Source organism: Cupriavidus sp. 05T313, assembly GCF_056396665.1.
The window spans coordinates 1-12911 of the sequence record NZ_JBFTLX010000205.1 but is presented as its reverse complement, the minus strand read 5'-3'; the positions used below and the strand labels follow the sequence as shown (position 1 = coordinate 12911).

Genomic DNA, 12911 nt, shown 5'->3' with positions numbered 1-12911 from the left:
GATCTGCGCCGGTTTCTCGCGCGTGATGTCGATGCCGTTGAACAGGATCGTGCCGGTCGTCGGCTCTAGGAACTTGGTGAGCAGGTTGAAGCACGTGGTCTTGCCGGCGCCGTTGGGGYCGATCAAGGCATGGATGGACCCGCGGTTCACCCGCAGGTTGACGTCGCTCACAGCGGTGAAGCCGCGGAACGACTTGGTCAGGCCGCGCGTTTCTAATATGGAATCTTCGTGGGGCATCGTTTGTTCGCCTCTGGCATGCATCGGGAATGCGGATCTGGCCGGCGGCCTTATCCGTGGACGGGCAGCGCCTCGACGGCGTAGGCATGGTGCAGCGAGCGAGCCAGCACCGGATCCTCCAGTTCGATCTCGAAGCGATCCGCCGGCCGGATGCCACCGATCGCGGCCAGCGTGCCGCACAGCATGGCGGTGCCATCGTCGAAACTGCCGCCCTGCTCCGCAAACCTGTCGAGCAAGTCCTGGGGCGAACGCATCGCCGTGACCGGCCCCTGCTGGTACAGGACCCGCTCGCCGCCGATGGTCGCGTAGGCACGCAGGACAAGCTGGTCCCAGTGCTTGCCGATGTCCGCCAGACGCCAGAGCACCTGCGCGCATGGCTTGTCGCACATCTGCTTGGACACCGTGATGCCGTAGGTCYCCACCTCCCGGTCCGTGTGGTCCGAGGYGATGCCGACGAAAATTTCACCCTGGTGCTTGATCAGCAGGAACTCCACTTCGCCGCTGCTGGCGCCTCCGCTGACCTGGATCGCGGGCTGCGATTGCAGCCGGTCCGCCGCAACCCGGTAGAACACCGGGGTGGCCGATGGCCGCCTTACGCCCAACGCCTCCAGCTCGCGGATGTGCTTCTCCATCGCGTCGGCATCTCTCCCCGTCCAGCCCGCGATGACAAGCTGCCTGATGTCCACAACGCGCTGCCACCTGCCAGTGCGTGTCTCAATATCGAATGTCAGCATGTTCATGTCTCCGTAGTTGCTAGTTGCTAACCGTCACTTCCTGATCAGCGCGCATTTGCTTGCCGAAATCGGCCGGAATGCTTCGCTGGCTGGAATGACCTGCTTGATCTTGTAGTAGTCCCATGGTTTCCTGGACTCCTGCGGCGTCTTGACCTCGGCGAGATACATGTCATGCACCATCAGCCCGTCGGCGCGGATCTTTCCATTGGCCGCAAAGAAGTCGTTGACGGGGCTGGACTTCATCTTCGACACCACCGCGTCGGTCTCGTCGGTGCCCGCGGCCTGGACGGCCTTCAGGTAGTGCATCGTCGACGAGTACACACCGGCTTGCACGAGCGTGGGCATCTTCCTGGTCTTGTCGAAGAACCGCTGCGACCAGGCACGCGTGGCATCGTCTCGGTCCCAATAGAAGGAAGTGGTCAGCATCATCCCTTGTGCCGCTTGCAGGCCGAGACTGTGGATGTCGCTGATAAACATGTGCAGTCCCGCCAGCTTCTGCTTTCCCGCGCCGCCAATGCCGAAGTCCCGGGCGGTCTTCAATGCGTTGACGGTATCGCTGCCGGCGTTGGCCAGGCCGATCACCTTGGCGCCCGATGCCTGGGCTTGCAGCAGATAGGACGAAAGGTCCGGGGAATTGATGGGATGCTTTGCCTTCCCGATCACCTTCCCCCCTACCGAGGTCAATGCATCGACCGCGTCTTTCTCAAGGGACGCTCCCAACGCGTAGTCGACCGTCAGGAAGTACCAGCTGTTGTCGCCGCCCTTTGACAGGGCTTTGACGGTGTTGGCTGCAAAGGCATAGGTGTCATAGGAATACTGGATGGTGTAGGGCGAGCAATCCTCGTTGGTCAGCCTGGTCGTGCCGGCGCCGCTGGCAATCACCAGCTTGTGCTTCTCCCTGCCGAGATTGGACACCGCGAGCGCCACCGAGGACGGCAATACGTCCTGGATGACGTCCACCTTCTGGTTGTCGAACCAGTCGCGCGCGATGGTCCCGGCCACATCGGTCTTGTTCTGATGGTCGGCGCTGACCACCTTGATGTCCGATCCCAGCACCTTCCCGCCGAAATCGTCCACCGCCATCTGGGCGGCCACCAGTGACCCTTTTCCACCAATATCGGAAAATATCGACGACATATCCGTCAAAACACCGATCTTCACCACGCCGTCGCTGATCTTGCCCGGCTGGGCCGCGGCGAGCGCCGAAGCGCCCAGCATCGTGCCGGCCAGGAACATCGGCTTGAACCGAAAATGAAACATGATCTCTCCTCCTCGTTGTCAGAAGCCGACACAAAGCCTTGCCGGCGGATAAGGCGTCTACTCCTCGTGGCTACGCAGGATGCACTCCATGCCCATGCCGATGGCGAGTAGTCGCCGGTCCGCCATCGGCTGGCCGAACAGCATCAGCCCGACCGGTGCCTCGCCCGTTTCATGGCACGGCATGGTCAGTGCGCACAGGTCGAGCACATTGGCGATGGCGGGATTGCGCAGCAATAGCCGGTTGGCACTAAAGAACGCGGCGTCATCGGCCAGGTCGGCAATCCGCGGTGCCGCGATCGGCACGGTCGGCAGCACCACTGCGTCGAACCATTGCAACTCCCCTTGTGCCTCCCGGCATAGCGCTTCGCGCCGGGCGCGCATCCGCAGGTAATCCGCCGCGCTCTGCTGCTCGCCCATCCGGATGCGCGACAGGACTCGCGGGTCGTACCGATCCGCCTGGGCGGCGACCCGCCCGGCATGCCACGCGCTCGCCTCCGCCGCCACCAGGCCCCCGTTGATGTTCAGTTCCGGCAACTGGTTCCAGCTATTGAAGGCAACCTCACGCAGCAAGGCGCCGGCGGCAGCCAGCCGGCCAAGAGCCCGCTCATAGGCACTGGCGACTTCGCCGGAAAGCCCGTCGAGCACCACGTTCCGTGCCACGGCCAGCCGAAGGCCACGTACCGGCCTTGCTGTCAACGGCACCTCCGGTTCCCCCGCCATGACCCCGTCGAGCGCGGCGCAGCAGGCAACCGTCTGCGCCAGGCAACCGATCGAGTCATAGCTGGGCGACAGCGGCACCGTGCCCTGCAGCGGCACCCGGCGCGCGGTGGGCTTGAACCCCGCGATGCCGCAGAGCGCCGCAGGAACCCGGCACGAGCCGCCCGTATCCGAGCCGATCGCGGCCACGGCCATGCCGTCCGTCACCGACACCGCCGCCCCGGACGAGGAACCGCCGGGAATGCGGCCAACCGCGCGCTCGAACGGATTGCGGGGCGTGCCGTAGTGCGGATTGGTGCCAACCCCGGAGTACGCGAACTCGGTCATATTGGTGCGGCCGACGAAGACCGCGCCGGCCGCGCGCAACCGTGCAATCGCGACCGCGTCAACCGTGGCAGCCTGCTCGGGCAGCACGCGGGCGCCGGCCCGCGTGACGTCGCCCTGCACATCGAACAGATCCTTGACCGAAATCGGCAAGCCAGAGAGCCGCCCGACAACGCCTTGTCTGCGCAATATGTCGCTGGCCGTGGCTTGCTTCGACGCGGCCATGCTCACGCCGTGCGGATACACGCGAGCCCCCTCCCCGCCGGGATTGCAGGCGCGCTCCACGCAATCCGCCAGCAGCGACGCCGCATCGGCGGTGCCCGCCGAGAGCTGGCCCATCACGGAATCTATGGTCGCCACCATGATCAGGCCGGGTCGAAGTAATGGATTTCCAGCAGCATGCAACCCGCGTTCGACTTGAAGGGACCGTGATAAGCACCCGGCGGACGGCATGCATAGGTGTTCGGATCGAAAGCCCGCCCGCCCTCGCCGCGCTCGTCGTTACCGACGGTCAGGTCGCCGCTGAGCAGATACACTTCCTCCCAGTAGCGATGGACGAACGGCGCGGTGGTGAAGACGCCGGGCTGGAATCGCAGCAGGCGCGTGCGGCTGCCGCGGCCGCCGCCTTCGTCAAGGGAGCCGGAGAGTATCTTTTGCTGGATGCCCGAAGGATAGCCGGGAGGCACCTCCCAGCCGCTCTCCATATCAATGGTGTGAAACTCATCGTGAAGCTTGTTGATCGCCATGGTTATCTCCGTGGGTGTCAGCGAATCTMAAAAAGCGGCTGCCTGCTCAGGCAGCGCGCGCCACCTGGCCCAGCTCCGCGCCCAGCGAATAGCTGCCCAAGATGTTGTCGACCAGGTCGGTGGCCTTCTTCCAGTCGTAGGATCGATAGGCGTGCCCCTTGGTGACGAAGCCCGCGCCTGCATAGAACATCTCGTATTGGTTATGGCGCGATGCAAACTCGGACCCGACGGCGTCCCAGGCAAGCTTGAAGAACTTGACGCGCTCTTCCGGACTGCAGGCCGGCGACTTCTGCGTCTTGTCGATAATCGAGGCCAGTGCCGGGTTCTCGAAGTCGCGGATGCTCGACGGCAGCATGATCATTCCGCCACCCGCCAGTTCGCGCAGGGCGTTGAGGACCTTGGCGTAGAGCTGCTGGGTGATGACCTGCGATCCGTACAGCAGGTTACGGTCGGGCACGAAGTAGCCCTTCTCCATATGACCCTTGGATTCCATGCCATAGACCCAGGCCTCCACCATGGCCGCCTCGGCGGCGAGCTGGCCCAGCATCTCCCGCACCTGCGGGAAGGCATTGGTGCCGTTGACCTCGGTAATGCGCTGCGCGATGCCCACCAGGAAGCGCAGCTTCACCATCAGCCGGACCTGGCACTGGTAGTTCTGGTAGCTATGCGCCGGCGTGGCATGAAACTGCTTTGCGCACATGCCGACATCGCCCGCGATAAAGACGCGCTCCCATGGCACCTTGACGTCGTCGAAGTAAAGGACCGCGTCGTTCTCGTCGTAGCGGCTCGACAGCGGGTTGTCGAAAACCGAAGTCGCGTTGCCCTCGTACGATTTGCGCGACATGACTTTCAAGCCCTTGATGTTCATGGGCACGGCGAACGAAAGCGCATACATCTCATCGCCCTCGCGCAAGGGCTGGATGCAGCTGCAAAATACCTCGTTGGCCATGATGCCGCTGGTTGCCAGCATCTTTGCGCCGCGCACCGTGATGCCTTCGGCATCCTGGTCGACGATGCCCACCGCCAGGTACTTGTCTTCCTGCTCGTGCGCCGCCTTGGACTGGTTTGCCTGAGGATTGACGATGACGTAGGTGAGGAAGAGATCGTTGTCCCGGGCGTACTTGTAGTACTCGCGCAGGGCGCCGGCCCGGGCCCGGTCGTATTGCTCGAAGACGTCGATCCCCATGTACATGCCGGAAATGCAGGATGCGACATGGTCGGGCGAGCGGCCCATGAAGCCGTAGTGCAGTTCCGTCCAGGCCTCTAAGGCCATCCGGCGCTCGACCAGATCGTCGTAGCTCTCGGGCAGTTGCCAGATCCGGCTTACGCGCTCGCCGGTGTCCGGCGACTCGAAGGTCATCTTCTCGATGTTCTCCGGGCTGGCCTGGAAGTCGTAGAGGTTCGCGTAGCTGCGGATCGAGTTCCGGAATGCGGGGTCGGTCGTTACATCCGCGACCCGCTTGCCATCCAGATAGACCTCGCGGCCGTCGCGCAGCATGTCGATATGCCGGCTACCTGTCTTGACCATGTCTTCTCTCCTAAATACGTATCTGTCGTTGAATCAAGCGGCGGCGGGCGTCTCGTCGAGAACGCGATACCTGCCTCCGAAAAAAACCAGTGGCCTGCCATCCGGCCGGGCCCGGTGGCGAACGACGCGTCCAATAAAGATCACGTGGTCGCCGCCGTCATGGCGCGCATACGGCTCGCATTCGAAGGTGGCGAGCGCGTCGGGCAGGAGCACCGCCTGGCCGCTCCCCTCCGGGGCAATACCGATGCCGTCCCACTTGCCGGAGTTCGCCCTGGCAAAGCGGTTTGAAAGGTCTTGCTGGCTCGCCTCGAGCACGTTGACGGCATAGCGTGGCGTCGCGCAAAGATCGTCCAGGCTCAGGCAACGCCGGTCCACCGAGAACAGGATCAGCGGGGGATCGAGCGAGACTGAGTTGAACGACGCCACCGTGATGCCCACCGGTGCGCCTTGGGCGCGGGGCGCGGTGATCACCGCCACGCCCGTGGCGAACATCGCGAGCGTGCTGCGAAAGCGACGCTGCTCGTCGGCATCGGCGTCGCGCTGTGCATGGGTTTCGGCCATCATCCCTCCTGTATGGAAACCGTGGCGCGGATCGCATTCCGATCCGCTGCTTCACTTGTCGTTTTTTGCTTCGTTTATTAGCTTTATAACTTAGGTAGTATTGAATGCCAATCCATGCCGCCATTCAAGCTGGTGAAAACCCTTGGTTGTGGGGTCAGGCTTCGCGCAACGACGGACCCAGCGCCGCAAAAATGGCCCGGAGCAGGCTTGCGATCAGGGGAATCGATGTCCAGGGATGGTGCAGGCAGGCTTCCACCTGCTCGCTGCGGCTTTCGCCGGACACGCACCACGAACAGAAATGCTCGCAGTTGTTGGTGAGCAGACGGTAGTTTTCCTCGCCAAGCCGAGAGCGGGCACGGCGCATGGCCTCCTCGCCACTGTATTTGGCGTGCACGTGCGCCCGCATGCTGACTTCGCGGCCGCCGGAGAAGCGGTCTAGCGTGGTCTCCTCCACCGGGCCGCGATGCCATGCCGCGCAAAATCCGGCGTAGTGCACCACCCGGTTGCCGCCAACATAGATGCCATGATGGAAGTAGCCGCGGCGCGCCGTGACCAGATGCGCACCAAGCGGGAGCTCGCGCCCCGCCGCATCGCTGCCTGCGGGGGAGCCGAGGAGAACCTGCGTCTCGTCATCGTGGTTCATGGGCACCCCTTAACCGGGTTGGCGCAGTCCGGTCCCGCGGCGCCATTTAGCTTTATAACTTAGCTATTAATAAACGCTACTATTCATCGGTATGCAAATTGGTAAAAACCCTTGATGCAGTACTCATCGTTGGCACGCATGAAATCCGTCACGAACGCTGAAACCCTTTGCCGGCATGACTTTCCGGGCAATTGTCCGCGCGGCTTTCAACCGGATCCGGTTGATTCGGCGTTGCGGACAAGCCGACGAGCAACCCTACCGGCGGCATGGTGCCAACGTGTTTTTTCCCCGGCCGGCGGTAGACTCCCGGCAAGCTCTCGCCGCCGGCCCGCGCATCACGCGGACCAAAGGCGCATCAACCGCATCAGGAGAACCAAGGAATGCAGGACGCAGCCACCGCACGCCCGATCTACATGGACTACAGCGCCACGACGCCGGTCGACCCCAGGGTCGTCGACAAGATGGTGCCGTACCTGTACCAGCACTTTGGCAACCCGGCCTCGCGCAGCCACAGCTATGGCTGGGAAGCCGAGCAAGCCGTGGAGACCGCGCGCGCGCACGTAGCCGCACTGCTGAACGCGGATCCTCGCGAGATCGTCTGGACCTCGGGCGCGACAGAGGGGAACAACCTGGCGCTGAAAGGCGCGGCCCACTTCTACGGCGGCAAGGGAAAACACATCGTCACGGTCAAGACCGAGCACAAGGCCGTGCTTGACACCTGCCGGGAACTGGAGCGGCAGGGCTTTGATGTCACGTATCTCGACGTCGAGGAAGATGGCCTGCTTGACCTTGGCAAGCTGCGCGCCGCGCTTCGCCCGGACACCATCCTGGTGTCGGTCATGATGGTCAACAACGAGATTGGCGTGATCCATCCGGTTGCGGCCATCGGGAACCTGTGCCGGGAACACGGCATCCTGTTCCATTGCGACGCGGTGCAGGCGGCCGGAAAGATCCCGATCGATCTCCAGGCGCTGAAAATCGACCTGCTGACCGTGACCGCGCATAAGGTGTACGGTCCAAAAGGCATTGGCGCGCTCTACGTCCGGCGCAAGCCGCGGGTTCGCATCGAGGCGCGAATGCACGGCGGCGGGCACGAACGGGGCATGCGTTCCGGCACGCTGGCGACGCACCAGATCGTGGGCATGGGCGAGGCATTCCGTCTCGCCAGGCTCGAACTAGCCGAGGAATCGCGCCGCGTTGGCGCATTGCGGGACAAGCTGCTGGCCGGGCTCGAACAACTCGACGAGGTCTACGTCAACGGCAGCACGTCGCACCGGATCCCGCACAACCTCAACGTCAGCTTCAATTTTGTCGAGGGTGAGTCACTGATCATGGGGATCAAGGGCGTTGCCGTTTCATCCGGATCCGCGTGCACATCGGCATCGCTGGAGCCCTCTTTTGTCCTCCGCGCGCTGGGGCGCAGCGATGAACTGGCGCACAGCTCGATTCGCTTTACGCTTGGGAGGTACTCCACGGAGGCGGAAGTGGATCAGGTGATACGGCAGGTACGGGACACGGTAAGCAAGCTGCGCGAGCTCAGCCCGCTATGGGATATGCATCAGGAAGGCATTGACATCAGCACGATCCAGTGGGCGGCGCACTGAAGCCACTGCGTGGACAGCCGCGTGAGCGAACATCACGCTTTTTGCTGCCGCGCAAGAAGGTGCGCCAGGTCGAGCGAGGCGCGATCGCCATTCGCCACAAGGCGATCCACCACCGAGCACAGGACCTTGAACTCGGTGCGGTTGACGCCTTCGAAGAGGACGTCATTGATACGTTGCTGCACCGGCGTCAGCTCGCTCAGCAAGCGGGTGCCCGCCGCTGCCACCGTAAGCAGCATCTTGCGCTTGTCCTCGGGGTGGGCCTTCTTGTCGATCAGGCCGAGCTTCTTGAGTTTCCCGGTTTCGATGGTAACGAACGGACCGCTCAAATGCAGATGCTCGGCCAACTGGTTCACCGTCACTTCGCCTTGCGCGGAGAGATGCGCGATTGAACGGATCAGCGAATACTGGACGCCGGTCAGGCCGATCAGGCTGCCGAAACCATCGCGCACGGACAGCAGGCGGGCGGCGAACGGCAGCAGGCCGTTGACCAGGTGCCGGAACTCGCTATCCGAGCCATCGACCAGGCATGCGGGATTGGTAATCGTCAGCGCCTTGACCTTGGTGTTCGTTGCCATACCTCACGCACTCCTTTAGCTAACTAAATTATCTTTTCCAAAAATAATACCAAAAAATTGGCAATGCACGTGCTACCCCTCTGTTGAGGAGGCGGGTCGGCGGGGATTCGCAGAACATCCGCCACATCCCTGACGACCCGTTGATTTGTCGAGGGAATCCAGCCTTTCCGGCACACGGATGCCCGAATAGCGCCTGGAGCAGCATATCCCCGTAAATGCCGGTCGAAGGGGCGAAGCGGTTTTGGCAGGGAGTAGACCTTGGCGGCCGCTCGCCGGGCCGATCTCCGCGACATCCGCCCACGCCTTTGCGTCGAAGCAGAACTTCGCGATGGCGCACCGACTACGACTCTCCGCAAGCCATATCCCGCGCAGTGCTCCAACGTAAAAATGTGCACGAATTCGTCGGATTTGGCGCGCGCATGGTGAAAACAGCGCGCATGCATGGCTTTCGCGCACTACCCTACTTGTAAGATGGCAGCCAGGGTCTCTACAGAAATCAGGTCGCCCCAACATGTGAAACGGAGGTGGTGTGTCGAACCGTCACACGAAGCGGATAGGTCGGGCGAGCGGCCATGGAAGCAGGCTGGCGCACCATCTTCTCGCCGCGCTGCTGGCCACCTTCGCCGGTTTCATCGCCCCGGCCCGGGCACAAACACCATCACCTGCCGCCGAATGGCAATACTCGGCCGGTGTGCCACTGATAAAGCTGTTCGAGCGGAGTATTCCCGAATGGGAAGTCCGGCTGGGTCTCGGCACCAGCCTGCGGCCGAGGTATGACGGCGCCCAGCAATATCATTGGCTGGTCGGCCCAAGCATCGATATCCGTTACGGCGACCTGTTCTTTGCCTCTACTGGCGAAGGCATTGGCATCAATTTGCTGCGCGCGACGCACTGGCGTGGCGGCGCCGCCATTACCTATAACCTGGGGCGACGGGCAGCCGACGATCCCGGGCATCTGAACGGCATGGGCAATATCAACGTTGCCCCGGAAGCCAAACTGTTTCTGGAATATGCCGTATCGAAAGAATTTCCGCTGGTGGTCCGCGCCGATCTCCGGCGCAGCATGGGTGGTACCGACGGATGGATAGGCGATCTGGGTGTCTATTTGCCGCTGCCGGGCAGTTCGGAGAGGTTCTACTGGTTCGCTGGTCCCACGATAACTTTTGCTGACGCCCGCTATATGAATGCGTGGTTCGGTGTCAGCCAACTCCAGGCGGCGCGTTCTGGCTACCCCCAATACAATCCCGGCCCGGGACTTGTGTCGTACGGTGCCGCCATCACTACGGTCTGGTACTTCCGCAAGCACTGGTTGCTGACCGCCGACACCGCAATAGGGCAACTGGCTAGCAGCGCGGCGCACAGCCCGATCACGCAGCGGGCAACCAACTTTGTCCTCGATCTATCCATCAATTACGAATTCTGAATGCCCCATCGACTCTGGCATCCCGCGATGCGGGCTCTCCAAGGGAGTCAGTAGACAATAGGCTCTGCCCCGCAAACATGGAAGAAAAGCCACTGCGCGTTGGCAATATCCGCTCCGATGTCGTAGCGCGCCTAAATTCCGGGCAATTCTCCATCCCGCTCCTTAAGCCGGAGCGGCCAGGCTCAGTTCAAATCGTCGTCCTTGTAGTACTTGGTCCCTTTAGCGGTGAGTTCGATCGCCAAGCCTTTATCGGTAAGCTGGTAGAGCCAGACGCCAGGCCCCACGGCTATCGCCCCCTGGTACGCGCTGCCCTTGTCGCCGGCTTTCGCCGCGGCGGTTGCTTGCCCACCGAACGTCCACCCGGACGTGATGAAATCGTTCAGCGCGGTCTCGTTCTCGAATACCCAGACCAGCTGGAATTTCTTCACGCCCATGCCGAGGCCGGCCTGGACCTCCGCCATCTTCATATAGGTCATGGCCTTGGTCTTGTTATTGACCGCGACGCCCTCGCCCGACCCTCCGCCAGCGAGGAGGATCTTCATGCCGAAGTTGCTGAACGCCGCATAGCCTGCCTCAGACTCCACAGCCTTGCGCGCCGACGGTTGCACCCTGTAGAGGGCAGCCAAAGAATCCTGTGCCGCTTTGCGTACTTTCCCCTGCTTTTCCTCCTTGCTAGCGCCAAGCGCGATAGCCGGCATGACCGATAAGCAAGCCAGCGCCAGAATTACCATGCGACGATTCATACCCCCCCGATAAGCGTTGCTGCGTTTGCGCGGGAGTAACAGCGGCTCCCAGGCCTACGGGCACTGGCTGATGGCGCTAGCCGCATTGCTGTCGGTGCCGCGGAAACCCACCGATGAACCGGACCCACTCGCGCCTTGGCGTACGATGGCGGCCGAGCCGCTTGGTGGTTGCTGGCCTGGAACGTAGACATCGAATGCCTGGTCGTTAGCGAGCATGTACTGCATGTAGACCACCTGGCCAGAGCTGTTCGCCCATTTAGACCCGATGCATTGAGCGGCCGCTTTGGGGGCAAGCTGACTTTGGCCGACGGGACGAACGTCTGACGGTGGTGGCGGTGGGGTGGCGCACCCGGAGACCGCAATGGCCAACGCGATTAAGGGATATTTCATGTTAGCGACTCCATATCAAATCGCACAAAGCACGGACGTCGGTACGAGAGTCATCCGGTGCAAGGGGTTTCCATGCCGCGCAGCATGCCGACGAAACCCTGGCTCGAATGGCAGTTCCGCTGCCCCCAAGTTAGCGCGTCCGCATCACAGGTTTGCACTACTCCTATTCCTAGACTGCAAGTACATAGTGTCACACCGACACTATGATTCAATTGGACCTTGGTCCTACACAGCGCGTACGGGAACGGTCCTTCCGATCACTCCGGCTCGTCAAGCCCCTTTGCACATGTATACCTAACGCAGCACGGCGGACCGCGCGAGGATAAATAAGCGTAGCGCCTGGCCAGAGGTTAAAGGCGAACTTATCGAGTCGGCGGCGGGCGTCTACGGCCTTTTGATTTACATGCTTCCCACCCATGAACGCTCCGTAGGTTGAAGATGTAGCGGATGTCGATCTGGTCCTTGATGACRTCTTCGCCTATGATCAATTTACGGAAAAATATGAAAAATCTCTGGAAATTTTCCTGAAACCATCCTTTTTGGCTCCCTTCTTTTCACTGTCGACCATAATCCTGTTATAGGATATTCACATCATGAAAAGATATTATCCTCTACTTTTCTTCTGCGCTGCGATATCATTTACCTCGACAGGATGCGTGAATCGCCCATCTTTTTCCGGAGAAAATAGTGTTAGCACAGCAGGAAGAATAGTAGATTATGCCGGAAACAAATATATAGATTCTTGTGGCGGGATGGCACCAAATGTCTCGGCCACAACCCAGACCATTATCATTTGGGCTAGGCCAAGGAATCCCCCAGGCAGTGTTAGTTACGTGACCCAACCGAGTCAGGGTTTGAACGTGCCTCAACAATCTGTCGTGTGCAAGGTTAACTACAAGATTCTTGAGAACAATAGCGCCGCTCAAGCGGGCTTCTGGGTCCAGGATGGGAAAACGAGATATAGCGCAGTTGCCTGCGGCGGATTATGGGAGGTACTCACCGGGATTAAAGTCATGATTTGCCCTTACATAACAAGTAGGGATGCGGCAAATCAGCCAAACTCCGGTTGCACTCCGCTCGACAATCTGTATATTGGCTCCGATGCACCCCATGAGCTTATTTGCAATTAGATATTTCGATAATTATGAATAATGTACGATTCGACTTTGCGCGTTCTTCGGGCCGCCTGCCTCACGTCGATTTTCGAAAAACAGTATTTCAGCAGCCTGCCAACCTTACTGTTTGATCGGCCTGTCGCCTCGCGATGTCACCGGGCGGATCGGAAGCGCCGATGAAGCGCGAGCCGCGTTCGTCCCCGCCGTGCGGCCATTGACGAATTGACACGGCGTGAACACGCACGAACTCGGGTCGCTTTGACGGCTGCCGGCATGACGTCCCACGAGAGTGGGGTACGGCATCGCTCGCC

General features: G+C 61.3%; 13 protein-coding genes. 2 read left to right on the top strand and 11 right to left on the bottom strand.

The features are described 5' to 3' along the window. From AC1DKD_RS31270 to AC1DKD_RS31235, 8 genes are all read right to left on the bottom strand, one after another. Positions 1-237, bottom strand: a 237-nt coding sequence (locus tag AC1DKD_RS31270; RefSeq protein ID WP_477144122.1) for an ATP-binding cassette domain-containing protein, incomplete at its 3' end; no start/stop codon positions are given. Positions 238-287: 50 nt separating this feature from the next. Then, positions 288-977 carry a DUF2848 domain-containing protein gene (locus AC1DKD_RS31265; protein ID WP_477144121.1) on the bottom strand — a complete coding sequence of 230 codons (690 nt, stop codon included), beginning with the start codon at positions 975-977 and terminating at the stop codon, positions 288-290. Between the two features lie 27 nt (positions 978-1004). After that, complete coding sequence (locus tag AC1DKD_RS31260) at positions 1005-2207, bottom strand: ABC transporter substrate-binding protein (RefSeq protein ID WP_441629096.1); 1203 nt, start codon at positions 2205-2207, stop codon at positions 1005-1007. Positions 2208-2288: 81 nt separating this feature from the next. After that, entirely contained in the window at positions 2289-3635 is a 1347-nt protein-coding gene (locus tag AC1DKD_RS31255; protein WP_441628979.1) for an amidase, read from the bottom strand. Between the two features lie 2 nt (positions 3636-3637). After that, complete coding sequence (locus AC1DKD_RS31250) at positions 3638-4018, bottom strand: cupin domain-containing protein (RefSeq protein ID WP_441628981.1); 381 nt, start codon at positions 4016-4018, stop codon at positions 3638-3640. Between the two features lie 46 nt (positions 4019-4064). Continuing rightward, positions 4065-5546: a 4-hydroxyphenylacetate 3-hydroxylase family protein gene (locus AC1DKD_RS31245; RefSeq protein ID WP_441628983.1), complete on the bottom strand. Its 1482-nt coding sequence runs from the start codon at positions 5544-5546 to the stop codon at positions 4065-4067. A gap of 33 nt (positions 5547-5579) precedes the next feature. Continuing rightward, positions 5580-6107 carry a flavin reductase family protein gene (locus AC1DKD_RS31240; RefSeq protein WP_045241263.1) on the bottom strand — a complete coding sequence of 176 codons (528 nt, stop codon included), beginning with the start codon at positions 6105-6107 and terminating at the stop codon, positions 5580-5582. 154 nt (positions 6108-6261) lie between these two features. Beyond that, the gene (locus AC1DKD_RS31235) at positions 6262-6750 is read right to left on the bottom strand and encodes a lecithin retinol acyltransferase family protein (protein ID WP_441628985.1); all 489 of its coding nucleotides are present in this window, start codon (positions 6748-6750) and stop codon (positions 6262-6264) included. A 380-nt stretch (positions 6751-7130) separates the two neighbouring features. On the opposite strand from AC1DKD_RS31235, the gene AC1DKD_RS31230 reads away from it, so the two are divergent. After that, positions 7131-8354, top strand: a complete 1224-nt coding sequence (locus AC1DKD_RS31230) for an IscS subfamily cysteine desulfurase (RefSeq protein WP_441628987.1) — start codon at positions 7131-7133, stop codon at positions 8352-8354. Between the two features lie 32 nt (positions 8355-8386). On the opposite strand, the gene AC1DKD_RS31225 is transcribed toward AC1DKD_RS31230, so the two are convergent. Further along, positions 8387-8929: a MarR family winged helix-turn-helix transcriptional regulator gene (locus AC1DKD_RS31225; protein WP_035864451.1), complete on the bottom strand. Its 543-nt coding sequence runs from the start codon at positions 8927-8929 to the stop codon at positions 8387-8389. 529 nt (positions 8930-9458) lie between these two features. On the opposite strand from AC1DKD_RS31225, the gene AC1DKD_RS31220 reads away from it, so the two are divergent. Then, the gene (locus AC1DKD_RS31220; protein ID WP_477103017.1) at positions 9459-10352 is read left to right on the top strand and encodes a MipA/OmpV family protein; all 894 of its coding nucleotides are present in this window, start codon (positions 9459-9461) and stop codon (positions 10350-10352) included. Positions 10353-10534: 182 nt separating this feature from the next. Here the strand turns inward: AC1DKD_RS31220 and AC1DKD_RS31215 are convergent, their stop codons facing one another. Both AC1DKD_RS31215 and AC1DKD_RS31210 read right to left on the bottom strand, forming a co-directional pair. After that, positions 10535-11083 (bottom strand): lipid-binding SYLF domain-containing protein, encoded by a 549-nt coding sequence (locus tag AC1DKD_RS31215; protein ID WP_441628991.1) that lies wholly within the window; start codon positions 11081-11083, stop codon positions 10535-10537. A gap of 66 nt (positions 11084-11149) precedes the next feature. Continuing rightward, positions 11150-11485 (bottom strand): hypothetical protein, encoded by a 336-nt coding sequence (locus AC1DKD_RS31210; protein ID WP_441628993.1) that lies wholly within the window; start codon positions 11483-11485, stop codon positions 11150-11152. Between the last annotated feature and the right edge of the window lie 1426 nt (positions 11486-12911).